Source organism: Kitasatospora sp. MAP5-34 (assembly GCF_029894335.1).
Lineage (GTDB): Bacteria > Actinomycetota > Actinomycetes > Streptomycetales > Streptomycetaceae > Kitasatospora.
The window spans coordinates 330208-355143 of record NZ_JARXZC010000003.1 but is presented as its reverse complement, the minus strand read 5'-3'; the positions used below and the strand labels follow the sequence as shown (position 1 = coordinate 355143).

Genomic DNA, 24936 nt, shown 5'->3' with positions numbered 1-24936 from the left:
GGGCGCCGCACCCGGCCCCACCGTGGCAGAGCCCGGGGCGCTGCCGCTACGCCCCGGGCGGGGTTTCAGCCACCCGGGGCAGGCAGCGCGGCTCGCGGCGCAGTTCGTCGGTGGGTCCTACCCGCCGAAGTTCAGCGCGTAGAGCGGCTGGACCGTTGCCGGGGTGACGAAATCCATCGGGACCGTGCCCAGCAGCGGGCGGGCGGAGTGGTTCAACCCGCCGAGGTAGCCGGTGAGATCAGGGGCGATGGCGTCGGCGGCCTGCTTGGGCCAGAGGCCCCAGCCGGAGGAGGTGGTGAAGGTGATGAACAGCTTCTGCGGGTCCGAGGAGGCGCGGGCCGCGTCCAGGTGGGCGGAGACCTCGGGCCACTTGCGGGAGGCGATCTCGAAGATCGTGCCGATCTGGTAGTCGTCCTCGATGTCGGTCAGGGAGCCGCCCCACGGGATGCCCGGCAGGCCGGAGCTGTCGGCGAGGACCACCACCCGGCCGCGTACCTCGCCGAGTCGGGGGATCCGGTCCTCGGCCCAGAACAGGCCGGGCCACTTCGACTGGTAGGTCGCGAAGACGGCCTGGAAGTCCGCGTCGGAGACGGTGGAGTACTCCTGCTTGACCCGCATCAGGACGGTCTCCTGCGGGTGTTGGGCCAGGAACGCCTGGCACAGGTTGAGCACATCACCGAAGAAGATCTGCTGGAAGAACGGGCCGTGGTGGATCGCGAAGACCCCGTTGATCGCGCGGCAGCGGATGTCGAAGAAACGTACGCCGGCGGCGAGTTGGTCGGGTATCGCGAGGGTCTGGGTCTGCGTGATGGGGCCGCCGTAGCGCGAGCAGGTGTCGTGCGTGCCGGGGATGGTGAGCTGCGAGAGGTAGCTGCCGGAGGCGAGAGCTCCCAACCAGTCGGAACCGCCCGGCACATCGGCTGCTCGGGCCGGCTGCGCCGCCGATCCGAGCCACGCGCCGACCGTGGCCGCCGTGCCCAGCGCCAGTGCCGACCGGCCCAGTGTGCGCCGGCTCATCCGAGTGCTCGTCAAATCCATAGCTCGGTCCGTCCCGTCGTCCGCCCATGGCTGATTGCCATGCACATTATCGGCGGCGCGGTGGGGCAGGCATAGGGGCCCGACCGGCCAACACCGGGCGGGCCACCTGGGGTTGGGTCAGGCGACCCGCGAGAGGTAGCCGTTGTCGATCAGCCACATGACGTTGAGCCGGGTCGGCCCGCCCGGGACTAGGGTGCTGTCCAGCTGGTACTGCCACCCGTAGCCTGGCTGGCCGAACCACGGTGCGATCGGTCCCGCGTCCACCGTGAAGGGCTTCAGCACCTGGTAGTCGTGGTAGTTGCAGCTGGCGGCCGGGTTGCTGTCCAGGCTCTGCGGCGGGATGGACCGCATCGCGTAGGGCAGCCCCTCAGGCGCCAGGAACGAGCCGTACTCGCTGCCGAACCGGTCGATCCGCTCGCCGGGCCGCAGGGTCTGCTGGAACTCCTCCGGCTGCCCGTCGGCCTTAAGCACATAGCCGTTCGAGGGCGGGTACTTCCAGGATCCGGCGGCCGAGTCGTAGTACGTGGCCAGGAAGCTCTGTTCCGGCAGACCTCCGGTGCGCTGGTAGCCCCACAGCTCCAGGCCGACCCGGCCGAAGACCGGGAGCTGCTCCGGCCCGAGGCGGGGGTCGCCCTCGAAGGCCGCCGCCGAGCACTCGTCCAGCGGAGTGCTCGACGCCGGCCTGACCGAGGCGGGCGCGGCCGACGCGGGTGTCGCGCCGGCCGCCATCGTCCCCGTGAGCAGGGCCGCCGCACCGAGCGCCGCCAAAGCCCGTCGAATCCCCATCAAGTCTCCCTCCGGCCGGAGCCGTTGACGCAGGCCCCCTCGAAACCGTGGCGAGAGTGACCGAATGGACACAGATAGCGATCATCCAATCGGTCTTGCCGCTGCCGTGTCAACTACTTCCGGTGATCCAACGGGATGTGACGTCACGTCACCCTGATGGCCGACGCCCGGGTGAGTGTCCGTCAGGAGCGCTCGTACGGGTGACCGTGGAGGGCCGCCGGTTCGGTGCGGACCGGCGACCGGTCCGCCTGCGCGGGAGTCCGCGCGAGAGCTGGTGCGGGTGTCTCCGGGCGCCGCCTGGGGATCAGCCGCCGCAGGACCAGCTCCACCTGCACCCGGGCCGCGCCGGACCGCCGGAGTTCGTTGACGACGGTACGGAGTTCCCGTTGGTCGACGCAGGCGAGGTGCAGCTCCAGGTCGGCGTCGCCGGCCAGGGCCAGGCCCGACTCGACGGCGGGAATCCGCTCCGCGAGCCACTCGAAGTCCAGCGGCACCGGCCCGTAGCGGACCCGGGCCACGGCCCGCAGCGGCCGTCCGAGACCGCACGGGGTGGTGACCTGTGTCTCGGCCAGGTCCGGGATCCGAGGGCCCGTCACGACTGGTGCTGCACGACGGGGAGCCGGGTGGCGAGCCCGCCGGCGGCCGGGATCCTGGCGGGTGGCATGACCGGTGGTGCGACCAGCTGCGGGTCCACCACCAGGGCGGTGGCGCCGAGCGGCTCGGCGAGGGCGCGAAGCGCGGCTTCGGCGAGGACCACGGACCGCTGGGCGGGACCGAGCAGCAGGGTCAGTGCGGTGGTGGAGGTGAATCCGACAGCGCAGCGGCTGCCGTCGCGTTGGCGGAACAGCCGCAGGGCGTAGGCGGCGCCGGTGTCCCGGACCGGTACGTACAGGACGGGGGACTGTTCTTCGGGCTCCGTAGGTGCGGGGTCTGTGCAGGTCACAGCTGTTGCTCCGGAGGCTGGTGGAGAACGTCGACGGGTCGGCGCTGACCCGCTTGGACAGCTGACAATACGCCGTGGGGCGGGTCCCGTTGAGCGTACTGATGCTTCGTTGACCGGTGACCTCGCGCAGCTGACGGTGTCTTGACGGCGGACGGCAGCCGGGTTGGTTCGGGGGCCCACCGTCCCACCGTGCCCGGCCTGTCAAGGATTCGTCAGAGCGACGGCGTGTTGCTTGTCCGGGCGTTCCGGGCGGACTTGAATGGCGGCATGAACCGCTCGACACGCCACCACGACCGCCCGCCGCATCCGCGGGCGCTGGTGTCGGCTGCTGTCGCGGTCGCCCTCCCCGTCCGGTAGCTCTGCCTCCCCGCAGTTGATCCCGGCCGAGTAGCGGGCGGGCCCGAAACCGGCCCGCCCGCGCCGTTCGTCATCAGGCACACCTTCCCGCACTTCCGGCACCCGGTGCGCGCACAGTCCGCGCTCCGGCACCCCGGGGTGCCTTCTTCACCCTTGGATGGGTCATGTCCGCAGTCCTCTCCTCCCGTACCGCCCTCGTCACCGGAGCCTCCTCCGGCATCGGCTGGGAGACCGCCCGCCTGCTCGCGGAGCACGGCGCCACCGTCGTCGTGCACGCCCGCACCACCCACGAGGGCGAGGACGCCGTCGAGCGGCTCGTCGCCGCAGGCGCCGACCGTGGCCGACTGCAGATGTTCGCCGCCGACTTCACCCGCTTCGCCGAGGTCTCGGTGCTCGCGGCGGGCGTGGCGGCGGCCTTCCCCACGCTCGACCTGCTGGTCAACAACGCCGCGATCATGGCGCCGGAACGCTGCACCCTCTCCGAGGACGGCAACGAGGTCTCGCTCCAGGTGAACTTCCTGGCCGCGCACCTGCTGGCCAAGCAGCTGCGGGCACCGCTGTCGGCGGCGGGCGACGCCAGGATCGTCAACGTCTCGTCCGGGCTGCACCGCACGGCGGCGATGAACTGGAACGACCCGCACCGTGTCAAGAAGTACTCCCGGGTGGCCGCGTACGCGCAGTCCCAGCTCGCCCTGACGATGGCCGCCCGCGACATGGCGCCGGCCGACAGCCACATCGTCTCGGTCAGCGTCAACCCGGGCCTGTGCGACACCGCGCTGCTGCCGCTCTACGGCCGGGTCGGCGCGCCGGCCGCCGTCGGTGCGGCGGCGGTCGTGAAGCTCTGCCTGCCGGACTTCCGGCTCACCAACGGCGAGTACTACGACGGCGGCGACATCGCCGAGTCCGCCCAGGTGGTGCACGAGGAGCGCTCGCTGCGCCGCCTCTCCAAGCTCGCCGACCAGCTGGTCACCCAGGCCTGACACTTCGTCAGATCTGACACCCCGACCGGGAAGAACGGAACCACCGATGTCCAAGCGCGCTCGCAAGAAGAAGGCCCGCCGCAAGAAGAAGGCGAACCACGGGTGCAAGCCCAGCTAGTAGGGGCCGGCAAGTAGCCGCCTGCTAGTGGGGCCTGCACGTGACCCCATGACCCACCTGGTGCCGTGTGCCACCGGCACCAGGTGAGCCGAAGCCCCGGACGGCCCTGTCCGGGGCTTCGGTGTTGCTCCACATGGATGATCTGATCTGCATATTCCGTACGTCCTGACGGACCCTCGATCGGATGATCGGACGCCGCCGGACGGCCCATCCCCGGCCCCGGAGCCCGTGCCCTGCCTGCCGAGGGCCTGCCCAGGGCCTACCCGCGCGGCGGGCGGCCGCCGCGCGCCACGCCCCGGCGGGGTCCCACGGTCCGGGTGGTCCGGCGGCTTACGCTCGCGGACGTGTTCAACGTGCCCCAGGCGCTCAAGCGCCTAGTGATCGGTCAGGCCATGCGCAGCGAAGAGCTGGGCGAGACGCTGCTGCCCAAGCGCATCGCCCTGCCGATCTTCGCTTCCGACCCGCTCTCCTCCGTGGCCTACGCCACCGAGGAGATCCTGCTCGTACTCACCGTCGGCGGCACCGCGTTCCTCTACCTGACCCCGTGGATCGCGGGCGGGGTCGTCGCGCTGATGGCGGTCGTGGTGATGTCGTACCGTCAGGTCGTGCACGCCTACCCGGACGGCGGCGGCTCGTACGAGGTGGTGACCAGCAACCTCGGCGACCGGCCGGGCCTGGTGGTGGCGGCCGCTCTGCTGGTCGACTACGTGATGACCGTCGCGGTCTCCGTCGCCTCCGGGGTGGACAACATCATCTCGGCGTTCCCGAGCATCAACAGCGCCCGGGTCCCGATGGCGGTCGGCTTCGTGGCGCTGCTCGCGGCGGTGAACCTGCGCGGCGTACGGGAGTCCGGGCGGGCCTTCGCGGCGCCGACGTACCTGTTCATCGGCGGCATCATGCTGATGGTCATCACCGGGTCCATCAAGACGATCTTCGGGCACGCCCCCGTGGCGTCCAGCGCCGCGTACGCCATCATCCCGATCGATCACAAGAACACGCTGGCCGGTCTCGGGCTGCTGATGCTGGCGCTGAGGTCGTTCGCCTCCGGCTGTACGGCGCTGACCGGGGTCGAGGCGATCTCCAACGGCGTGCCCGCGTTCCGGCCGCCGAAGTCGAAGAACGCCGCCACCACGATGGCCGCGATGGGCATCACCGCCGTGGTGATGTTCGTCGGCATCACCGCGCTGGCCCTGATCTCCAAGGTGCACAAGACCGACGACACCTGCCAGTTGCTGGGTTATCCGGGCGACTGCCACACCGCCTCGCAGCCGACCGTGATCGCCCAGCTGGCGGCCTCGATCTTCGGCGGGGACCACAGCTTCCTCTTCTACTTCATCCAGGCGGTCACCGCGCTGGTCCTGGTACTGGCCGCCAACACCGCCTTCAACGGCTTCCCGCTGCTGGCCTCGATCCTGGCCCAGCACCGCTACCTGCCCCGGCAGATGCACACCCGGGGTGACCGCCTGGCGTTCTCCAACGGCATCATCGCGCTGGCCGTGGTGAACATCCTGCTGCTCTGGGCGTACAAGGCGAGTGTCAACAACCTGATCCACCTCTACATCCTGGGCGTGTTCACCTCGTTCACGCTGTCCCAGATCGGCATGGTCCGGCACTGGAACGAACTGCTGGAGACCGAGACCGACCCCTCGGCCCGGAACGCCGCCAAGCGCTCGCGGGTGATCAACGGCTTCGGGGCCTGCGTGACCGCGCTGGTGCTGGTGATCGTGATGATCACCAAGTTCACCCAGGGCGCCTGGCTGGCGGTGGTCGCTGCCCTGGTGCTGTTCGGGATGATGCGCGGCATCCGGCGGCACTACGACGCGGTTGCGGAGGAGCTGAGCGTCGACGACCCGCACGCGGAGGCGGTGCGGCCCGCGAAGGTGCACGGCATCGTGCTGGTCTCGAAGATCCACAAGCCCACCCTGCGGGCCCTCGGCTACGCCCAGGCCTTCCGGCCCGACACGCTGGAGGCGCTCAGCGTCGCGGTGGAGAAGGACGCCACCGACGAGCTTCGGACGCAGTGGACCGAGTTCGACATCCAGGTGCCGCTGAAGGTGCTCGACTCCCCGTACCGGGAGATCACCAAACCTGTCGTGGCCTACGTCCGCACCGTCAAGCGCAGCACCCCGCGCGACATCATCGCCGTGTTCATCCCGGAGTACGTGGTCGGCCACTGGTGGGAACACCTCCTGCACAACCAGTCGGCCCTCTGGCTGAAGAGCCGGCTGCTCTTCACCCCCGGCGTGATGGTGATCAGCGTGCCCTGGCAGCTCTCGTCGGCCCCCCGCGCCGACCACCCCGCACGGCGGGCGCCGGGCTCGGTGCGCCGTGGCGAACCCGTCCGCTCGGGGAGTCCCAAGGATTCCGACAACGCCTGAATCCGGACCTGGCAACGGCTGAATCCCGATGCGACAACGCCTGAATCCGGACCTGGCAACGGCTGAATCCCGACCCGACAACGCCTGAACCCAGGACCGCGACAACGCTGCGGGGACTGTCAGGTCTCGAATGTGTGAAGCAGGTGTCAAGGCGGCGTCAAGGTCGCGCAGTCACCCGTATGGAGCACGTCAGGAGAGTTCTTTACGCCGCTCCGGCCTGATGTTCTGATCCGGCCGGTCTCCCTCCGGCGTCGTGCGGGCCGGATTCGGGCCGTTCACGGCTTGGTCCTGAAACCACTTTGGGTGGAGCCCATGCTCGATCTCGTCTTCGTCGGTGTCACGGTCGCCGTGTTCGCCGTCATCGGTCTGATCGCGAAGGGGGTCGAGAAGCTGTGAGCGCAGAGAACATCGCAGGTCTGATTGTCGCCGTCGCGCTCGTCGGCTACCTCGTCGTGGCGTTGATCTACCCGGAGAAGTTCTGACATGAGCTCCACTCTCGCCGGCTGGTTGCAGGCCCTCGCCCTGGTGGGCGCGCTGGCTCTCTGCTACCGCCCCCTTGGCGACTACATCGCCAAGCTCCTCACGACCGCCAAACACCTCAGAGTCGAGCGTGGCCTCTACAAGGTCATCGGAGTGGACGGTGACGCCGATCAGCGGTGGCCGATCTACCTCCGCTCGGTCCTGGCCTTCTCGGCCGTCTCGGTGCTCTTCCTCTACGCACTTCAGCGCCTGCAGAACCAGCTGCCGCTGAGCCTGGGCAACAAGGGGGTCGAGCCGCACACCGCCTGGAACACGGCGATCTCCTTCGTCACCAACACCAACTGGCAGTCCTACGCCGGTGAGTCGACCATGGGCCACGTGGTCCAGATGGCCGGCCTGGCGGTGCAGAACTTCGTCTCCGCCGCCGTCGGCATCGCGATCGTCGCCACCCTGATCCGGGGCTTCACCCGCAGCAAGACGGACCGGGTCGGCAACTTCTGGGTCGACATGACCCGGATCGTGCTGCGCCTGCTGCTGCCGCTGTCGATCGTGTTCGCGCTGGTCATGGTCGCCAACGGCATGATCCAGAACTTCCACGGCTTCCACGACATCGCCACCCTGGGCGGCGACACGCAGTCGATCCCGGGCGGTCCGGTGGCCTCGCAGGAGGTCATCAAGGAGCTGGGCACCAACGGTGGTGGCTTCTTCAACGCCAACTCGGCGCACCCGTTCGAGAACCCGACGGGCTTCACCAACTGGCTGGAGATCTTCCTGCTGCTGGTGATCTCGTTCTCGCTGCCGCGCACCTTCGGCAAGATGGTCGGCGACAACCGCCAGGGCTACGCGATCGTCTCGGTGATGGGTCTCTTCTGGGTGGCCTCGGCCGCGCTGATGACCTTCTTCGAGTCGGCGCACGGCGGTGTGGCGCTCCAGGCGGCGGGTTCCGCGATGGAGGGCAAGGAGGTCCGCTTCGGTATCGCGGCGTCCAGCCTCTTCGCCTCGTCCACCACGCTGACCTCGACCGGTGCGGTCAACGCGGCGCACGACTCGCTCACCCCCGGTGGTGGCGGCGTGGCGATCTTCGACATGATGCTCGGCGAGATCGCCCCCGGTGGTACCGGGTCCGGCCTCTACGGCATGCTGATCCTCGCCATCGTGGCGGTCTTCGTGGCCGGTCTGATGGTCGGACGCACGCCGGAGTACCTGGGCAAGAAGCTCGGCGGCCGGGAGATGAAGTTCGCCTCCCTCTACATCCTCACCACCCCGGCGATCGTGCTGATCGGCACCGGCGTCGCCATGGCGCTGCCGGGTGAGCGGGCGAACATGCAGGCCAGTGGCGCCCACGGGTTCTCCGAGGTGCTCTACGCCTTCACCTCCGCCGCCAACAACAACGGGTCGGCGTTCGGTGGCCTGACGGTCAACACCCCCTGGTGGGACACCGCACTGGGTCTGGCGATGGTCTTCGGCCGGTTCCTGCCGATGGTCTTCGTGCTGGCACTGGCCGGCTCGCTCGCCCAGCAGCAGCCCGTACCCGCCACCCAGGGCACTCTGCCCACCCACAAGCCGCTGTTCGTGGGCCTGCTGTCGGGCGTCGTCCTGATCGTCGTCGGCCTCACCTACTTCCCGGCCCTGGCTCTCGGGCCGATCGCGGAAGGTCTCCACTGATGTCGTCCACCCTTGCTCCCGCCCCGGTCGAAGAGACCGAGGCCGCTCCGGCCCACAGAGTCTCCAGCGGTCTGCTCGACCCGAAGACGCTGCTCGCGGCCCTGCCCGACGCGGTGAAGAAGCTCGACCCGCGCGTCATGGTCAAGAACCCGGTCATGTTCGTGGTCGAGGTCGGCTCGGTGGTCACCACCGTCTCCGCCATCGCCACCCCGAGCGTCTTCGCCTGGGCGATCACCATCTGGCTCTGGCTGACGACCGTCTTCGCCAACCTGGCCGAGGCCGTCGCCGAGGGCCGTGGCAAGGCGCAGGCCGAGACGCTGCGCCGCACCAAGACCGACACGATGGCCCGCCGCCTGCTCAACTGGCCCGCTTCGCAGGCCGAGGAGGAGGTCGCCGGTACGGCGCTGCAGCTCGGTGACCACGTGGTGGTCGAGGCCGGCGAGATCATCCCCGGCGACGGTGACGTCGTCGAGGGTGTCGCCTCGGTCGACGAGTCGGCGATCACCGGTGAGTCCGCTCCGGTCATCCGCGAGTCGGGCGGTGACCGCAGCGCGGTCACCGGCGGCACCAAGGTGCTGTCCGACCGGATCGTCGTGAAGATCGCCTCCGAGCCCGGCAAGTCGTTCATCGACCGGATGATCGCACTGGTCGAGGGCGCGGCCCGGCAGAAGACGCCGAACGAGATCGCACTCAACATCCTGCTGGCCTCGCTGACCATCGTCTTCCTGATCACGGTCTCCGCCCTGCAGCCGATGGCCGGTTTCGCCGGTGCGCCGCAGACGCTGATCGTCCTGGTCGCCCTGGTCGTCGCGCTCATCCCGACCACCATCGGCGCGCTGCTCTCCGCGATCGGCATCGCCGGTATGGACCGCCTGGTGCAGCGCAACGTGCTGGCCATGTCGGGCCGCGCCGTCGAGGCCGCCGGCGACGTCAACACCCTGCTGCTCGACAAGACCGGCACCATCACGCTCGGCAACCGCCAGGCCGCCGAGTTCCTCCCGGCCGCCGGGATCGGCACCGACGAGCTGGCCAACGCGGCCCAGCTCTCCTCCCTCGCGGACGAAACCCCCGAGGGCCGCTCGATCGTGGTCCTGGCCAAGACCGAGTACGGCCTGCGGGCCCGTGCCCAGGGCGAGCTGACGCACGCCACCTGGGTCCCGTTCACCGCCCAGACCCGGATGTCCGGTGTCGACCTCGACGAATCAGAAGGTGTGGCGCGCAGCGCCTCGAGCGAGGATGGCGGCGGGCGACGGGCGGGCGGCATCCACTCCGTCCGTAAGGGTGCGGCCGGTTCGGTCACCAACTGGGTCACCGAGAACGGCGGCACGGTCGGCAAGGACGTCGCCGACCTGGTCGACGGCATCTCGGCCGCCGGTGGCACCCCGCTGCTGGTCGCCTCCAAGATCGGCGACGCGGCCGCGCGCGCCCTCGGCGTCATCTACCTCAAGGATGTCGTCAAGGAGGGCATGAAGGAGCGGTTCGACGAGCTCCGCCGGATGGGCATCAAGACCATCATGATCACGGGTGACAACCCGCTGACGGCCAAGGCGATCGCGGAGGAGGCCGGCGTCGACGACTTCCTCGCCGAGGCCACCCCCGAGGACAAGATGGCCCTGATCAAGAAGGAGCAGGAGGGTGGCAAGCTGGTCGCGATGACCGGTGACGGCACCAACGACGCTCCGGCTCTTGCCCAGGCGGACGTGGGCGTGGCGATGAACACGGGCACCATGGCGGCCAAGGAGGCCGGCAACATGGTGGACCTGGACTCCAACCCCACCAAGCTGATCGAGATCGTCGAGATCGGCAAGCAGCTCCTGATCACCCGTGGCGCGCTGACCACCTTCTCGATCGCCAACGACGTCGCGAAGTACTTCGCGATCATCCCGGCGATGTTCGTCAGCGTCTACCCGGGCCTGAGCCACCTCAACATCATGGCTCTGCACAGCCCGAAGTCGGCGATCACCTCGGCGATCATCTTCAACGCCCTGGTCATCATCGGCCTCATCCCGCTCGCGCTGCGCGGGGTCAAGTACCGCCCGTCCGACGCAAGTTCGCTGCTCCGCCGGAACATCCTGGTGTACGGCGTCGGCGGTCTGATCGTGCCCTTCATCGGGATCAAGGCGATCGACCTGATCGTCCAGTTCATCCCCGGCCTGCGCTAGAAAACGGAGGAAGCCCATCATGCCCAAGCCCCTGCCCACCTCCGTCCGCACCCACTTCACCGCCCTGCGGATGCTGCTGGTGATGACCGTGGTCCTCGGTATCGCCTACCCGCTGCTGGTCACCGGCGTCAGCCAGGTCGCCTTCAGTGACAAGGCGAACGGGTCCATCGTCAAGTCCGCCGACGGCAAGGAGATCGGGTCGAGCCTGCTCGGCCAGAACTTCAACCTGCCGAAGAAGAACCCCAACGACCCGAAGGAGCAGGCGCAGCCGGACCCCAAGTGGTTCCAGCCGCGTCCGTCCGCCGCCGGTACGGGGTACGACCCGAAGAGCTCCAGCGCCTCGAACCTCGGTCCGAACAGCGACGTGCTGCTCAAGCAGGTCAACGACAACCGCGCCGCCGATGCCGCCTTCGACGGGGTCGACCCGGCGAGCGTCCCGGCCGACGCGCTGCTCGGCTCGGGCTCGGGCCTCGACCCGGAGATCTCGGTCGCGTACGCCAAGGAGCAGGTCAACCGGGTCGCCAAGACCCGCGGCCTGTCCGTGGACACCGTGACCAAGCTGGTCGACAAGTACACCGAGGGCCGTTCGGCCGGTTTCCTCGGCGACCCCGGCGTCAACGTTCTGCTCCTCAACAAGGCTCTCAGCGAAACGAAGTGACACCCGCCGTGTCACTTCGGCTCGCCGAGTGAACAGACCGGCCCGGGTACGGGGGGAGCACACCCCGTACCCGGGCCGGTCGCCCACGTTTTCGTTCCGCATAGCGGAACACCACGCACCGCACCGATGCTGAGCAGAGAAGCAACGGTCCTACCCGCCGCCCTCGCAGGAAAGAGCAGCGCCCATGTCTCGCGACCTCACCCCCGGCTCCCTGACCCGCCGTGGCCGGCTGAGGGTGTACCTCGGTTCGGCTCCCGGCGTCGGCAAGACGTACCGGATGCTCGACGAGGCCCGGCGCAGACAGGAGCGCGGGGCGGAGGTGGCGGTCGGCTACATCGAGTGCCACGGGCGCGTCCACACCGAGAACATGCTCGAGGGTCTCGACGTCATCCCGAGGCTCACCCGGACCTACCGGGGGACCGACTTCAAGGAGATGGACCTCGACGCGCTGCTCGCCCGCAGGCCCTCGGTCGCGCTGGTGGACGAACTCGCCCACACCAACATCCCCGGTGGCAGGCACGCCAAGCGCTGGCAGGACATCGAGGAGCTGCTGGCGGCGGGCATCGACGTCATCACCACCGTCAACATCCAGCACCTGGAGTCGTTGAACGACGTCGTCCAGAAGATCACCGGCATCCCGCAGCGCGAGACCGTGCCCGACGAGGTCGTCCGCAAGGCCGACCAGCTCGAACTGGTCGACATGGCCCCGCAGGCGCTGCGCCGGCGGATGGCCCACGGCAACGTCTACAAGGCCGAGAAGGTGGATGCCGCGCTCTCCAACTACTTCCGCGTCGGCAACCTGACCGCGCTGCGCGAACTCGCCCTGCTCTGGGTCGCGGGACGGGTGGACGAGGGCCTGCGGGACTACCGGGCCACCCACAACATCGACCGGGTCTGGGAGACCCGCGAGCGCGTGGTGGTCGCGCTCACCGGCGGCCCCGAGGGCGAGACCCTGGTCCGCCGGGCCGCCCGGATCGCGGACCGGACGGCCGGTGGCGAGCTGCTCGCCGTCCACATCACCCGCAGCGACGGTCTGGCCGGGGCGTCCCCCGGAAACCTGGCCGAGCAGCGGCAGTTGGTGGAGACGCTGGGCGGCAGCTACCACGTGGTGATCGGCGACGACATCCCGACCGCGCTGCTCGCCTTCGCCCGCGCGCACGACGCCACCCAGCTGGTGCTCGGCACCAGCAGGCGCGGCCGGATCAACCGCTTCCTGACCGGCCCCGGCATCGGCGAGACGACCGTCGACGCGTCCGAGGACATCGACGTCCACATGGTCACCCACGAGTTCACCGGGCGGGGCCGACTGCCCTCGCTCGGGCGCCGGCACTCCAAGCGGCGTACGATCGCGGGCTTCACCTCGGGACTCGTCCTGCCCGCCTTCCTCACCGCAGTGCTCTCCCAGCTGCACTCCGTGAACCTCACCGCCGTGGCGCTGATCTTCCAACTCGGGGTGGTGGCGGTGGCGTTGCTCGGCGGGGCGTTCTCCGCGCTGATGGCCTCGCTGATCGCCTCGCTGCTGCTGAACTACTACTTCATCCCGCCCGTCCACAGCTTCACGATCGGCGAGACCAACAACGTGATCGCCCTGGTGGTCTTCGCGGCCGTCGCGCTCACCGTCTCCACCGTGGTCGACCGCGCCACCAGGCAGACCGCCCGGGCCGCCCGCGCCACCGCCGAGGCCGAGACCATCTCCACCCTCGCGGGCAGCGTGCTGCGGGGGGCCGACGCACTGCCCGCGCTGCTGGACAAGTCCCGTACGGCCTTCGGCATGGAGTCCGTCGCCCTGCTGGCCCGGACCGGTGGCGAGGTGCTCGCCCGCAGCGACTCCGGGGTGGAGTCGAGCGGCGAGCGCGAGGTCACCGAAGTCCCGGCCGGTACGGACGCGTTGCTCGTCCTGACGGGCCGTCGGCTGCCCGCCGCCGACCAGCGCGTACTGGCCGCGTTCGCCGCCCACATCGCCGCCGCCCTCGAGCGTGACCGGCTCGCCACCGTCGCCGCCGAGGTCGAGCCGATAAAGGCCGCCGACCGGATGCGGACCGCGCTGCTCGCCGCCGTCAGCCACGACCTCCGTACGCCGCTCGCGGCCGCCCGGGCCTCGGTCGGCTCGCTGCGCAGCCCCGACGTCGAGTTCTCCCCGGAGGACCAGGCCGAACTGCTCGCCACCGCCGACGAGTCGCTCGTCAAGCTGACCGGCCTGGTCGACAACCTGCTCGACATGAGCCGCCTGCAGGCCGGGGCGCTCACCCTGCACCTGGCCGAGACCCACCTCGACGAGGTGCTGCCGCGCGCCCTGGACTCGCTCGCCGACCCGGACGCCCCCGTCCAGCCGCTCGACCTCGAAACCGCCCCGGCCGTGCTCGCCGACCCGCCGCTGCTGGAACGCGTACTGGCCAACGTCATCACCAACGCGCTGCGCTACAACGCCCCCGGCGCACCCGTCCTGGTCGCCGCCAGCAGCCACCAGGACCGGGTCGAGATCCGGGTCATCGACCGGGGCCCCGGCATCGCCCCCGAGGACCGGGACCGCGTCTTCCTGCCCTTCCAGCGCCTCGGCGACACCGACAACACCACCGGCGTCGGCCTCGGCCTCGCGCTCTCGCGCGGCCTCGCCGAGGCGATGGGCGGCTCGCTGGAGGTCGAGGACACCCCGGGCGGCGGCACCACCATGCTGCTCACCCTGCCGGCGGCCGTCCGGCCCGGGGCAGCGGGGCTCGGGGCAGCAGGGTTTGAGGCGGCAGAGTCCGAGCTGGCCGAGGGGGCCGTGGAGTGAGCCACATACTGGTGGTCGACGACGAACCGCAACTGCTACGCGCGTTGAAGATCAACCTGCATGCCCGGCACTACTCCGTCCTCACCGCCGCGACCGGCCAGGCGGCCCTGGACTCGGCGGGCCAAACCACTCCGGACGCCGTGCTGCTCGACCTCGGGCTGCCCGACCTCGACGGCATCGACATCATCCGGGGCCTGCGGGCCTGGAGCCCGGTGCCGATCATCGTCCTCTCCGGGCGCGAGAGCTCGGCCGACAAGGTCCGCGCGCTCGACGCCGGAGCCGACGACTACCTCACCAAACCCTTCTCGATGGACGAACTGTTCGCCCGGCTGCGCGCGGTGCTGCGCCGCCCGCCGGTGGGACAGCCGGTGCCCCGGGTCACGGTCGGCGCGTACGAGATCGACGTCGCGGCGACCACCGTGACCGGTCCGGCCGGGCTGGTACGGCTCACCCCGACCGAGTGGAAGATCCTCACGCTCCTGGTGGCGACCCCGGGGCGGCTCGTCCCGGGCCGGCAGATCCTGCGCGAGGTCTGGGGCCCGGACCAGGAGGAACGCGGCAACTACCTGCGGGTCTACTTCGCCGGGCTGCGCCGCAAGTTGGAGCCCAACCCGGCCCGGCCCCGGTACCTGGTCACCGAGCCGGGGATCGGGTACCGCTACCAGCCCTGACCTGACCTGGGGGTGTGGGGGCTTGCGGGCGGGGGCGTGTGGAGCGCGTCAAGATCGATGCCGTTCGCGCCAAGGGCCCGTCAGGGAGCGCCGGGACCGATCTTCCGGGGCATAGCGTCATGGACGAGGAGACGGTTCCGCTCCGTGGGGGAGTCGCGGACCGTCCCGACGCCGACGAAGACCGTCGGCGGCCAGGTGAAAGAGGGAGGGGGACGCGCGGCACTGCGGCGGGTGAACTGGCCACAGTCGTGTACCGGGGAGACGAGCCCGTCGTGGGGGACGGGGTTCCGGTACGACCGGCAGGGCACCCGCGCCGCGCGCCCCCGCACCGCCCGAGGCCCGCACCATGCGCCCACGCACCACCCGAGGCGCCCCCCTTCCGTGCTGGACATCCGCACTCTCACGCTTATGCTGTCATCAGCTGAAGACATCAGCTGATGACATATGCCTGGGGGATCCGTGGAGAGCTGGACGGACCGGCCGCAGTGGCGGCAGCGGGCGCTGGTGCCGGTGCTGGTGTTCCTCGGCATGGTGGTGGCAGTGATCAGCAGCCTCGGCGCACCGCTGGTCCCGACCATCGCCGCTCTCGACCACGTCTCCCTCTCCAGCGCGCAGTGGTCGCTGACCGTCACGCTGCTGGTCGGCGCGGTCGCCACCCCCGCGATGGGACGGCTCGGTGACGGGCCCCGGCGGCGGGCGGTGATCCTCGGTGGCGCCGCCGTCGTCCTGCTCGGCAGCGTGCTGGCCGCGCTCCCGCTCGGCTTCGGCTGGCTGGTGGCGGGCCGCGCACTGCAGGGCGTCGGCCTCGGGCTCACCCCGCTCGCCATCGCCACCGCCCGCGACACCGTCCCCGTCGGACGCTCGCACTCCGCCGTGGCTCTGCTCTCGATCACGACCGTGGCCGGTGTCGGTCTCGGCTACCCGCTCACCGGGCTGATCTCGCAGTCCCTGGGCGTGCATGCCGGGTTCTGGTTCGGCGCCCTGATCGCCGCCCTCGCCCTCGTCGCAGCGGCGGTGGTGCTTCCGCCGACCACCGACCGCGCGCCCAGCCCGCTCGACGCGCTCGGCGCGGTGCTGCTCGGCGCCGCGCTCGCCGGGCTGCTGCTGGTCCTCAGCGAGGGTGAGGCCTGGGGCTGGACGTCACCCGGGCTGCTCGCCCTGGCGGCGACGTCCGTCCTGCTGCTCGCCTGGTGGACGGTCCACGAGCTGCGCACCGCCCACCCCTTGGTGGACCTCCGGCTGGCCCGGAACCCGGTCGTGCTGACCGCCGACGTGGCCGGGCTGGTCGCCGGAGTGGCGATCTACCTGCTGATATCCCTGGTGACGCGGTTCGTGCAGACCCCGGTCGCGGCCGGGTACGGCTTCGGTGCCTCCATCGTCGTCACCGGCCTGGTCCTGCTGCCGTTCTCGATCGCCAGCGTCGCGGCCAGCAAGGTCGTGCCGGTGCTGGCCCGACGTACCTCCGCGGCCCTGGTGCTGCCGATCGGCTGCGTCGTCTCGCTGCTGGCCCTGCTCGGCTTCGCCTGCGCGCGCGGCAGCCTGTGGGAGCTGTTCGTCGTGATGGGGATCGCCGGGCTCGGCGTCGGCTGCACCTTCGCTGTGATGCCCGGACTGATCGTCGGGGCCGTCCCGGCGGGGGAGACCGGCAGTGCCATCGGCTTCAACCAGGTGCTGCGCTACGTCGGTTACTCCACCGGCAGCGCGCTGAGCGCGGCGGTGTTGCAGGCCCACACCGCGCCGGGCAGGCTGCTCCCGTCCGGTGCCGGCTACGGGACCGCCGCGCTGATCGGCTGTGCGGTGTGGGTGGTCGCCACGGTGGTTACGATCGTCCTGCCACGGCGGCGCACCGCCGTACGGCCGGGCGTGGACGAGGAGTCGGTTGTGCGGCAGAGCACGGTGAAGGTGACGAAGGTGACCGGGTGACCCCCGACCGTCCGGCGGAGCCTGCCGCCCGGCGCCGGGACGCGTCTCGCAGCCGCGAGCTGCTGCTGCGGGCGGCGGTGGAGCTGTTCACCGAGCGCGGTTTCGACCGCACCACCACCCGCGAGATCGGCGAACGCGCCGGCGTCGACCCCACCCTGATCGCCCGCTACTACGGCGGCAAGACGCAGCTCTACATCGCCGCCATGAACGCCGAGTTCGGTGCCGATCCACCGGCCGACCTGCTGGACGAGGACCGGCTGCGGACGCTGCTCGACGGCGTCCTGCGACGCGGCCCCGGGCCCGCCTTCCGGGTGACAGTGCAGCCGTACGACGACCCGGTGGTCCAGGAGGCCGCCCGTACCCAACTCCACAGCCGCCTGGTCGGCCCCCTGCGCGAGCACTTCACCCGGGTCGGCCTGGACCGCCCGCAGCTCCGGGCCGAGGTCGCGGTGGCAGCCTTCGTCGGCGTGATGCTCGGACGCGGCAGCGGTGCCTTCGACCGACTGGGTGAAGCCGACCCGGACGAACTGCTGGTCCTGGTCCGCGACCTGCTCGGCGGAACCCTGCCGCGCGGCTGAACCTGGAGCGGAGGCTCTTGGACCGACCGGCAGATGGTGGGCGGCGTCACCCGATCGGGTGGCGTTGATCAGTTCGACCCCCGGTCGTCCGTTCGCTGCCCTAGGGTCGTGCCCGGTACGACGGAACTGACGGCACGGCAGGTGGGGGCGGGGACATGACGGACGAACGGGCAGTCGGAACTACCGGCGGGGGCGGCACGGGCGGGATGACGCGGCGGGGCATGCTGGCCGCCTCCGCCGCGCTGGGCGGGGCGGCCTGGATCCTGCGGGGTGCCATCGGGCCGGACAGCGCCCAGGCGGTCGGCGTGGCGCCGCCCGCGCTGCCGTCCGGGATCGCGCCGTACCAGCAGGTGTACGAGAACTGGGCCGGTGAGATCCGTACCGACGCACTCTGGACGTGCGCTCCCAGCACCCCGCAGCAGGTCGCCGACCTCGCGGACTGGGCCAACGCCAACGGCTGGCGACTGCGCGCGCAGGGTCACCGGCACGGCTGGGCGCCGCTCACCGTTGCGGACGCCACACCGGCCTCGGCCCAGGTGCTGCTGGTCGACACCACCGCCCACCTCACCGCCGTCTCGCTCGCCGACAGCTCCAGTGTGCGGGTGCAGACCGGCACGTCGATGGAGGCGCTGCTCGCCTTCCTGGCGGATCGCGGTCTCGGCGTCGCGGCCTGCCCGGCGCCCGGGGATCTCAGCGTGGGCGGTGCGCTCGCCATCGGCGGTCACGGCACCGCCGTCCCCGCCGTCGGCGAGACGCCGCCGCCCGGTCACGGCTTCGGCACGCTGAGCAACCAGGTCACCTCGCTCACCGCCGTGGTCTGGGACGGCACAGCGGGCCACTACGTGCTCCGCACCTTCGACCGCTCCGAGGCCGACAGCGCCGCCTTCCTGGTCCACCTGGGCCGGGCCTTCCTCACCGAGGTGGTGCTCCGGGTCGGTGCGGACCAGAACCTGCGCTGCGTCAGCCGGGTCGACATCCCGGCCGCCGACCTGTTCGCCGCGCCCGGCACCCCAGGGGGGCAGACCCTCGCCGACTTCGTGAGCCGGACGGGCCGGGCCGAGGCGATCTGGTTCGCCTTCACCGCCAACCCCTGGCTGAAGACCTGGGAGGTCACCCCGGGGCAGCCGTTGTTCGGCCACCAGGTCACCGAGCCGTACAACTACCCGTTCTCCGACAACATCCCGCAGCCGCTCGCCGAACTGGCCGGCCAACTCGTCGGCGGGTCCTGGGGCCTGGCGCCGACCTTCGGCCAACTCCAGTACCTGATCACCACCATCGGCCTCACCGGGGACCTCACCGACCTGCTGCTCTCCGGCAGCCTGCTGCGCAACCTGCTGAGCGGGGACGCGCTCGCCCACCTGCTGGGCGGCGGCCTGAGCTCCGACCTGTGGGGCGCCTCCCGCAACCTGCTCCAGTACGTCCGGCCCACCACCCTGCGGGTGACGGCCAACGGGTACGCGATCCTCGCCCGCCGGGCCGACATCCAGTGGGTGGTCAACCAGTTCACGACCTTCTACCAGGGGCTGCTGGCGGAGTACCAGGCCCGTGGCGAGTTCCCGATGAACGGCGCGGTCGAGATCCGGGTCACCGGCCTGGACGACCCGGCCGCCTCCGGGGTCACGGGCGCCCTTCCGCCGCTGCTCTCCGCCCTCCGGCCACGGGCGGACCGGCCGGAGTGGGACACCGCCATCTGGCTGGACATCCTCACCCTCCCGAGTACCCCTGGCCTGCACGCGTTCTGCCGCGAGATCGAGCAGTACCTGCTGGGCCTCTGCGACGGCACCCGGGCCGGCCTGCGGGTCGAGTGGTCCAAGGGCTGGGCCTACACCGCCGACGCCGCCTGGGCCGATCCCGACATCCTGGGTCACACCATCCCCGACGCCCTCCGGGCCGGCGGCGGCCCGGGCTGGGACGAGGCCGTCGCCGTCCTCGACCGCTACGACCCGCACCGAGTCTTCGGCAACGCCTTCCTCGACGGCCTGCTCCGGTAGGGCAGTCGACCGGCCGCCAGCCCCGGTAGCCCAGTGGCACCCGGGCCGGCGGCCGGGGCTGCCGGCGGGGAAAAGGCGAAGGGCCCGTACCGTGCGAACACGGTACGGGCCCTTCAGATGCGGTCCGGGTCAGACCCGGGCAGCGGTGCTACAAATCAGAGCGGGCGAATGTTCTCGGCCTGCGGGCCCTTCTGGCCCTGCGTGACGTCGAACTCGACCTTCTGGCCCTCGAGCAGCTCGCGGAAGCCCTGGGCGTTGATGTTCGAGTAGTGGGCGAAGACGTCAGCGCCGCCACCGTCCTGCTCGATGAAGCCAAAGCCCTTTTCCGCGTTGAACCACTTCACGGTGCCAGTAGCCATAAAAATTTCTCCTTCAAGGGGCTGTCCAAAACCCGCATTTCACGGGCTTCGCTTAGCCGCAATGATGACCCGCCCCGAGAGACCCGGGGAAACAGAAATGCGCCTGATGGTCACAACCAGCAGGCGCACACAAAAGTTCATGGGAACCACAACTGCAACTGACACCGACTGTAGCAGGCTGCGAGCCAAAACGGGAGGAGCAAGCCACGATCGAGTGTGTCGCCCGTCACCTGGTGCCGGAGGTCACAGTCTGTAGGGGTGCCCTTCGGCTGCCGTCCGTGCATCAGACAGATATTCCGATGGCCATTCAAATCCGTTACCACCGCGTATGGCTGGCGTCAGTCGTTTCGGGCGCATACTGGTCCTGATGATGAAATCAGCCGCGGCCCGGCGTCCCCTGCCCACCAGCCCCTTCAAAACGCCGGTCCCGCCACCCCTGAAGCACTTCGCCGTGGGCGACCGCGTCTCGCACGACGTGCACGGCCTCGGCCGGACCATCGGTGTCGAGGGCGCCGGTGACATCGCGGTACTCGTCGACTTCGGTGGCCGCCAGGTCCGCGTGATCTCGCCCTACACCAAGCTCTTCAAGCTCTGACGAGCCCGGGGTCGCACCCGGCCCCCGCCGGACGAACGGGCTCGCCCGCAGCGCACCACCGCTGCGGGCGAGCCCGTTCGTGCTGGTTCTGGCGTCTCACGTTCAAGGAGATCGTCGACCGCCGCGCCCGTCGACCGCCGCGCCCGTCGACCGCCGTGCCTGTCGGCAGCGAAGCCTGCGCGCCGGATCGGGTCGCCGCCAGCGCTCCGGCGGCGCACGCCCGGCGTACGGCCTCCGGCGGCGGGCGCCCCGCGCCGAGGGCCACGGTCAACTGCGCGCAGAATGAGTCTCCCGCGCCCACGGTGTCCACCGCCGCAACCCTGAATGCCGGTTCCCGGCAGGCGCGTTCGGCGTCGACGGCGACCGCGCCCGCTGCCCCGAGGGTGATCACGACCGTCGCGGGGCCGAGTCGGCGGAGCTGCTGCGCGTGCGCGATCCAGTCCCGGTCCGCCGCCCGATCCGCCGCCCGGTCCAAGGGCGGCCCGAGGGCTCCAGCAGGCCGACCGCCTCGGTCTCGTTGACGACCAGTACGTCCACCCAGCGCAGCACCGGACCCCCCGACTCGGCGGCTTCCGGCAGCCGAGCCGCGTTCAGCACGACGAGTGCCCCGGCTTCACGTCCTGCCCGGGCTGCGGCCGGCACCGTGGGCAGCGGCACTTCGAGCTGGAGCAGCAGGGTGTCGGCCGGACCCACGAGCCCGCCATCGGTGCGCCCGTCGCCGGCGGGCCCGCAGGCGGTGATCCTCTCCAGGGTGGCCACGTCCAGGTGCCCGTTCGCGCCGGGGGAGAGCGTGATCGCGTTCTCCCCGTCCCGCTGCACCACGCGCGTAGCGCCGGAGCACCGTGCGCATTGTCAGTGGTGTGTGGCATGTTGATCGAACGTCAGCCACGAAGGGGGTGGGCCGTGATGATCCGTGCGTGCAAGTTCGTCATGCGGCCCATCGTCGGTCAGGCCCAGGCCCTCGGTGAGATGCTGCGGGACCACTGCTCGTTGTACAACGGTGCGTTGCAGGAGCGGCGTGATGCCTACCGGCACGTCTCGAAGGGCCCGCCGGATCTCAGAATTCGGAGTTCCCGGAGTTCCCGGGGTTGAAACTCAGGCGGTGAGACTCCGGGGCTGAAACACTCCGATAAGGGGCAAGAGTGACAATCGGATGATCACTGGTTGTTATCGCGCTGCCGTGTTCCCGCCGTTACCGGTAGTCGTCCTCGTCGAGTTCGACCACGCGGGACTGTTCGGTGACGTCGGCGGGGTCGGCGGCGGTGGGGTCGAGGTCGGTGAGCGGGTCGTCGTGGGTGGGGGTGAGGCCGGTGTGCTGTTCGGCGAGGTCGGCCTCCGAGGCCTCGGGGTCGGGGGCCTGATCGTCGTCGGTCTCGAACGTTTCGGGGTCGGTCGGGTCGACGGGCACGAGGGCCTCCTCGGCGTAGGCGTACCGGTACGTGTACCCAGTGTCCCGCAACGGCAAAGGGCCCGCACTGTGCGAATGCACGGTGCGGGCCCCAGCTCTCAGAAATTACAGCGGGCGAATGTTCTCCGCCTGCGGGCCCTTCTGGCCCTGCGTGACGTCGAACTCGACCTTCTGGCCCTCAAGCAGCTCACGGAAGCCCTGAGCGTTGATGTTCGAGTAGTGGGCGAACACGTCAGCGCCGCCGTCCTCCTGCTCGATGAAGCCGAAGCCCTTTTCCGCGTTGAACCACTTCACGGTGCCAGTAGCCATAAGAATCTCTCCTTCGAGGGGCTGTCCGAAACCCGCACTTCGCGAGTTTCGCGTCGCCGCGATGATGACCCACCCGGGGAGACCCTGGGAAAACAGAAATGCGCCTGTTGGTTACAACCAGCAGGCGCACACAAAAGTATGGGAACCACAACTGCAACTGACATCGACTGTAGCAGGGCGCGACCCGGAACGGGGGGATCGTCGGCGACGATCCGCGTCAAGAGGGAGACAAGGGCGGGGTGCTCAGGAGCGGACCAGGCGGGCGATGGCGTCGTTGGCTTCCTTCAGCTTCAGCGCCGCCTCGTCGCCGCCCTCGGCGACCGCGCGGCTGACGCAGGTCGCGAGGTGCTCCTCCAGGAGCTGCAGGGCGAAGGACTGGAGGGCGCGGGTGCTGGCGGAGACCTGGGTCAGTACGTCGATGCAGTAGGTGTCGCTCTCGACCATCCGCTGGAGCCCACGGATCTGGCCCTCGATCCGGCGCAGGCGCTTGAGGACGTCGTCCTTGTTGTTGGTGTAGCTGACCATGGTCCTCTCCACTCCCATACCCTTCGTGGCCTTCGTGGCTGTCGCCCGGGCGGCGAGGGCCGGCGGATCGCTTGACCGCTCCGGCGGTTGTTCCCGGGTCTGCGAAGACCACTTTACCCGGGGGCGGTATCCGGGAACACGGCTTGCGGCCGCGCTGCGGCCGGGCCGGGTGCGGGGTCGGACGGCGATCGGGGCTGCGAGGTGACGGAGTGACCGGTGATCTGCTGTGTCGAGGAGGATGCCGCTGGCGGCTCCGGGGCGTACTTCTCGGTGACGTCCGGGCCTGGGGCGGAGGCGACGAGTGCCGGTGGGAACGTCCGAGGTGAGCCCGCTTCGGTGCGGGTGAAGCGGTGGGTCGCTGCTTCCGCGAACAGCTCGTGGGTGATCGGCTATTGATACCCCCGGTGGGTATCAATAGCCGGTTTGCGGTCGGCGCCGCCGAAATCGACCCGGTGCTATGTTCGCTGCGAGATCCTGAGATACCCCTAACCGGTATGGAGTTCCCCATGTCCGCTTCCGGAAATACCGCCAACTCCCTTTGTGGAAGGGTAGCTGGGCCGATCCCCACCGCGCAGCTCAGCACCAGAGGGGGGCTTTCCACGACCCGGACCGATCTCGGCGACCCCGGCGACCCCGGTGTCATCCAGGAGAACCCGCCCCGGATCTCCGGCAGCCACGTCGCCGCCTTGGGCGGCAGGTTCGCTGCTGCCGGCGCGGGGGGTCGCGGGCGCGACGTCGGGTGGAACTAAGCCGGCATCCTGCCCAGGCCCGCCACCCCCGAACGCCTGGCTCCTGGCTTGGCCTGGCCTGGGCACCCGGTCGACCGGCAATCCAGGGTGTGCGCTGTGGGGGCTCCGGGCAGCCGCCGGGCCGAGCGCGTCCGGCGGCTGCGGTCTACGAGACGGTCTACGAAACGGTCTACGACGGCGGGACGGCCTGGATGCGGGCCGGCATGGAGCCGTCCGGGCGCAGGTTGGCCCCGAAGACGGTGGCGGCCGGGGTGCTCCGGAAAGCGGGCCGGTAGGCCGGGAGCAGCAGGTCGAGCAGTACGGCCATCTCGCGCATCGCGAACTGCAAGCCGAGACAGGCGCGGGCGCCGACCCCGAAGGGGTAGTACGCGCCGGGCCGGACCGGTCGGCGACCGGCTGTGAGGAACCGCTCCGGATCGAAGTGCTCGGGATCGGGCCAGAGTTCGGGGTCGCGGTGGGTCAGGTACGGGCAGACCAGGACATCGCTGCCCGCCTCGATCAGGTAGCCGTCGACGAGGTCGTCCTCGGGCGCGTGGCGGGGGATCAGCCACACCGCCGGGTAGAGCCGGAGTGTCTCGCTGACCAGGGCGTGGATCGCCTCCTTGCGGCCGACGGGTGAGCCCGGACGGTCGGCGGCGGCCACCCACTCGCGGGCCTCCGGGTGCCGGTCCAGCAGGAGGAACAGCCAGGAGAGGGTCTTCGCCGTGGTCTCGTGCCCGGCGGCCAGCACGGTGACGAGTTCGTCCCGGATGAGGCGGTCGGTGTACTCCGGCCGGGTCCTGGCCGTCTCCAGCAGGAGCTGCAGCAGCGGAGCGCCGTCCGGGAGGGCCTCCTCGGCGGGCCGCTCGGCGGCCTCCTCACGGGCGGCTGCGATGGTGCGCTCGGCGGTGGCGTCGATCCGGGCCAGGTCGGCGGCCATCGCGTCCGGTCCGCCGTCCGGTGCGGCGGCCGCTGTCGGCAGGGCGGCCACCACCGCTTCGATCGACGAGAGTTCGCGGTGGGTGACCGCGTCCAGCGGGTGGCCGGTGAGGCAGCGCCAGATGGTGTCGAGGGCGAAGAACTGCATGTCCTCCCCGACGTCGGTCAGTTCGCCGGTACGGGCCTTCTCGGCCCAGCGGTCGGCGGTGCGCCGCGCGGCCCCGGCGATCCGGTGCTCGTGGCGACGGACCCCGGTTGCGGTGAACTGGGCCTGCAACAGGCGGCGTTGGTTCTTCCAGGCGTCCCCGGAGGCGGAGATCACCCCGTCGCCAAGGAGCAGCCGGGCGCGGTGGGAGCGCTTGACGTACCGGTCGGGATGCTGGGCCAGGATGTGCTGTACCTGCTCCGGACCGGTGACCAGAACGGTCTGCCGCGAGCCGAGCCGGAACCGGCTGATCGGTCCCAGCTCGCGGGCCTCGGTGAGCAGGGCGATCATCTCCTGCCCGGAGGCCTGCCAGTCCGCTACTCGGCTTTCGCCCAGTTCGGGAGGCAGGTGAGGAGGAGCGCCAGGA

Annotated in this window: 22 protein-coding genes and 1 pseudogene; 13 read left to right on the top strand and 10 right to left on the bottom strand. The window is 70.4% G+C overall.

All coding sequences use genetic code 11. From position 1 onward, the window contains the following. Positions 1 to 117 precede the first annotated feature (117 nt). From P3T29_RS05225 to P3T29_RS05210, 4 genes are all read right to left on the bottom strand, one after another. Complete coding sequence (locus tag P3T29_RS05225; RefSeq protein WP_280715072.1) at positions 118 to 1017, bottom strand: phosphatidylinositol-specific phospholipase C; 900 nt, start codon at positions 1015 to 1017, stop codon at positions 118 to 120. 138 nt (positions 1018 to 1155) lie between these two features. Then, positions 1156 to 1824, bottom strand: coding sequence for a TNT domain-containing protein (locus P3T29_RS05220; RefSeq protein WP_280715071.1), 669 nt, complete (start codon positions 1822 to 1824; stop codon positions 1156 to 1158). Positions 1825 to 2006: 182 nt separating this feature from the next. Then, positions 2007 to 2420 carry a hypothetical protein gene (locus tag P3T29_RS05215; RefSeq protein WP_280715070.1) on the bottom strand — a complete coding sequence of 138 codons (414 nt, stop codon included), beginning with the start codon at positions 2418 to 2420 and terminating at the stop codon, positions 2007 to 2009. Next, positions 2417 to 2767, bottom strand: a complete 351-nt coding sequence (locus P3T29_RS05210) for an SAV_915 family protein (protein ID WP_280715069.1) — start codon at positions 2765 to 2767, stop codon at positions 2417 to 2419. Before P3T29_RS05210 ends, P3T29_RS05215 begins: the two co-directional genes overlap by 4 nt. A 521-nt stretch (positions 2768 to 3288) precedes the next feature. On the opposite strand from P3T29_RS05210, the gene P3T29_RS05205 reads away from it, so the two are divergent. The 11 genes from P3T29_RS05205 (at position 3289) to P3T29_RS05155 (ending at position 19501) form a co-directional block, all read left to right on the top strand. Next, the gene (locus P3T29_RS05205) at positions 3289 to 4104 is read left to right on the top strand and encodes an SDR family NAD(P)-dependent oxidoreductase (RefSeq protein ID WP_280715068.1); all 816 of its coding nucleotides are present in this window, start codon (positions 3289 to 3291) and stop codon (positions 4102 to 4104) included. A 510-nt stretch (positions 4105 to 4614) separates the two neighbouring features. Next, positions 4615 to 6600, top strand: coding sequence for an APC family permease (locus tag P3T29_RS05200; protein ID WP_280715090.1), 1986 nt, complete (start codon positions 4615 to 4617; stop codon positions 6598 to 6600). A gap of 392 nt (positions 6601 to 6992) precedes the next feature. After that, positions 6993 to 7082, top strand: a complete 90-nt coding sequence (gene kdpF / locus P3T29_RS05195) for a K(+)-transporting ATPase subunit F (RefSeq protein WP_097237446.1) — start codon at positions 6993 to 6995, stop codon at positions 7080 to 7082. A gap of 1 nt (position 7083) precedes the next feature. Continuing rightward, positions 7084 to 8745, top strand: a complete 1662-nt coding sequence (gene kdpA / locus P3T29_RS05190) for a potassium-transporting ATPase subunit KdpA (protein WP_280715067.1) — start codon at positions 7084 to 7086, stop codon at positions 8743 to 8745. After that, a complete protein-coding gene (gene kdpB, locus P3T29_RS05185; RefSeq protein ID WP_280715066.1) occupies positions 8745 to 10907 on the top strand; it encodes a potassium-transporting ATPase subunit KdpB in 2163 nt (720 codons plus the stop codon). The genes kdpA and kdpB overlap by 1 nt, the downstream gene beginning before the upstream one ends. 19 nt (positions 10908 to 10926) lie before the next feature. Further along, positions 10927 to 11565: a K(+)-transporting ATPase subunit C gene (kdpC, locus tag P3T29_RS05180; RefSeq protein ID WP_280715065.1), complete on the top strand. Its 639-nt coding sequence runs from the start codon at positions 10927 to 10929 to the stop codon at positions 11563 to 11565. Positions 11566 to 11749: 184 nt separating this feature from the next. After that, a complete protein-coding gene (locus P3T29_RS05175; protein WP_280715064.1) occupies positions 11750 to 14338 on the top strand; it encodes an ATP-binding protein in 2589 nt (862 codons plus the stop codon). Beyond that, the gene (locus P3T29_RS05170; protein ID WP_280715063.1) at positions 14335 to 15009 is read left to right on the top strand and encodes a response regulator; all 675 of its coding nucleotides are present in this window, start codon (positions 14335 to 14337) and stop codon (positions 15007 to 15009) included. Before P3T29_RS05175 ends, P3T29_RS05170 begins: the two co-directional genes overlap by 4 nt. A 459-nt stretch (positions 15010 to 15468) precedes the next feature. Further along, the gene (locus P3T29_RS05165; protein ID WP_280715062.1) at positions 15469 to 16932 is read left to right on the top strand and encodes an MFS transporter; all 1464 of its coding nucleotides are present in this window, start codon (positions 15469 to 15471) and stop codon (positions 16930 to 16932) included. Then, positions 16929 to 17510 (top strand): TetR/AcrR family transcriptional regulator, encoded by a 582-nt coding sequence (locus P3T29_RS05160; RefSeq protein WP_280715061.1) that lies wholly within the window; start codon positions 16929 to 16931, stop codon positions 17508 to 17510. The genes P3T29_RS05165 and P3T29_RS05160 overlap by 4 nt, the downstream gene beginning before the upstream one ends. A 155-nt stretch (positions 17511 to 17665) precedes the next feature. Beyond that, positions 17666 to 19501: a cholesterol oxidase substrate-binding domain-containing protein gene (locus tag P3T29_RS05155; protein WP_280715060.1), complete on the top strand. Its 1836-nt coding sequence runs from the start codon at positions 17666 to 17668 to the stop codon at positions 19499 to 19501. Positions 19502 to 19656: 155 nt separating this feature from the next. Here P3T29_RS05155 and P3T29_RS05150 read toward each other — a convergent pair whose 3' ends face one another. Continuing rightward, positions 19657 to 19860, bottom strand: a complete 204-nt coding sequence (locus tag P3T29_RS05150; RefSeq protein WP_034090357.1) for a cold-shock protein — start codon at positions 19858 to 19860, stop codon at positions 19657 to 19659. Between the two features lie 367 nt (positions 19861 to 20227). On the opposite strand from P3T29_RS05150, the gene P3T29_RS05145 reads away from it, so the two are divergent. Then, positions 20228 to 20455 carry a hypothetical protein gene (locus P3T29_RS05145; RefSeq protein WP_280715059.1) on the top strand — a complete coding sequence of 76 codons (228 nt, stop codon included), beginning with the start codon at positions 20228 to 20230 and terminating at the stop codon, positions 20453 to 20455. Positions 20456 to 20842: 387 nt separating this feature from the next. Here P3T29_RS05145 and P3T29_RS05140 read toward each other — a convergent pair whose 3' ends face one another. Further along, positions 20843 to 21277 carry a hypothetical protein gene (locus tag P3T29_RS05140; RefSeq protein WP_280715058.1) on the bottom strand — a complete coding sequence of 145 codons (435 nt, stop codon included), beginning with the start codon at positions 21275 to 21277 and terminating at the stop codon, positions 20843 to 20845. Positions 21278 to 21361: 84 nt separating this feature from the next. On the opposite strand from P3T29_RS05140, the pseudogene P3T29_RS05135 reads away from it, so the two are divergent. Then, positions 21362 to 21499: pseudogene (locus P3T29_RS05135) on the top strand (RNA-guided endonuclease TnpB family protein); the annotation flags it as partial. 148 nt (positions 21500 to 21647) lie between these two features. On the opposite strand, the gene P3T29_RS05130 reads toward P3T29_RS05135, so the two are convergent. The 4 genes from P3T29_RS05130 to P3T29_RS05115 form a co-directional block, all read right to left on the bottom strand. Further along, complete coding sequence (locus P3T29_RS05130; RefSeq protein ID WP_280715057.1) at positions 21648 to 21863, bottom strand: hypothetical protein; 216 nt, start codon at positions 21861 to 21863, stop codon at positions 21648 to 21650. Between the two features lie 105 nt (positions 21864 to 21968). Continuing rightward, positions 21969 to 22172 carry a cold-shock protein gene (locus P3T29_RS05125; RefSeq protein WP_063350360.1) on the bottom strand — a complete coding sequence of 68 codons (204 nt, stop codon included), beginning with the start codon at positions 22170 to 22172 and terminating at the stop codon, positions 21969 to 21971. A 243-nt stretch (positions 22173 to 22415) separates the two neighbouring features. Then, entirely contained in the window at positions 22416 to 22697 is a 282-nt protein-coding gene (locus P3T29_RS05120) for a metal-sensitive transcriptional regulator (RefSeq protein ID WP_348532791.1), read from the bottom strand. Between the two features lie 918 nt (positions 22698 to 23615). Further along, positions 23616 to 24860, bottom strand: coding sequence for a cytochrome P450 (locus P3T29_RS05115; RefSeq protein WP_280715055.1), 1245 nt, complete (start codon positions 24858 to 24860; stop codon positions 23616 to 23618). Between the last annotated feature and the right edge of the window lie 76 nt (positions 24861 to 24936).

Excerpts from the sequence above, each read along its gene's own strand:
- P3T29_RS05225 (WP_280715072.1), bottom strand. The coding sequence starts at position 1,017 with ATGAGCCGGCGCACACTGGGCCGGTCGGCACTGGCGCTGGGCACGGCG.
- P3T29_RS05220 (WP_280715071.1), bottom strand. The coding sequence starts at position 1,824 with ATGGGGATTCGACGGGCTTTGGCGGCGCTCGGTGCGGCGGCCCTGCTC.
- P3T29_RS05205 (WP_280715068.1), top strand. The coding sequence starts at position 3,289 with ATGTCCGCAGTCCTCTCCTCCCGTACCGCCCTCGTCACCGGAGCCTCC.
- P3T29_RS05200 (WP_280715090.1), top strand. The coding sequence starts at position 4,615 with ATGCGCAGCGAAGAGCTGGGCGAGACGCTGCTGCCCAAGCGCATCGCC.
- kdpA (WP_280715067.1), top strand. The coding sequence starts at position 7,084 with ATGAGCTCCACTCTCGCCGGCTGGTTGCAGGCCCTCGCCCTGGTGGGC.
- kdpB (WP_280715066.1), top strand. The coding sequence starts at position 8,745 with ATGTCGTCCACCCTTGCTCCCGCCCCGGTCGAAGAGACCGAGGCCGCT.
- kdpC (WP_280715065.1), top strand. The coding sequence starts at position 10,927 with ATGCCCAAGCCCCTGCCCACCTCCGTCCGCACCCACTTCACCGCCCTG.
- P3T29_RS05175 (WP_280715064.1), top strand. The coding sequence starts at position 11,750 with ATGTCTCGCGACCTCACCCCCGGCTCCCTGACCCGCCGTGGCCGGCTG.
- P3T29_RS05155 (WP_280715060.1), top strand. The coding sequence starts at position 17,666 with ATGACGGACGAACGGGCAGTCGGAACTACCGGCGGGGGCGGCACGGGC.
- P3T29_RS05150 (WP_034090357.1), bottom strand. The coding sequence starts at position 19,860 with ATGGCTACTGGCACCGTGAAGTGGTTCAACGCGGAAAAGGGCTTTGGC.
- P3T29_RS05145 (WP_280715059.1), top strand. The coding sequence starts at position 20,228 with ATGATGAAATCAGCCGCGGCCCGGCGTCCCCTGCCCACCAGCCCCTTC.
- P3T29_RS05125 (WP_063350360.1), bottom strand. The coding sequence starts at position 22,172 with ATGGCTACTGGCACCGTGAAGTGGTTCAACGCGGAAAAGGGCTTCGGC.
- P3T29_RS05120 (WP_348532791.1), bottom strand. The coding sequence starts at position 22,697 with ATGGTCAGCTACACCAACAACAAGGACGACGTCCTCAAGCGCCTGCGC.
- P3T29_RS05115 (WP_280715055.1), bottom strand. The coding sequence starts at position 24,860 with ATGATCGCCCTGCTCACCGAGGCCCGCGAGCTGGGACCGATCAGCCGG.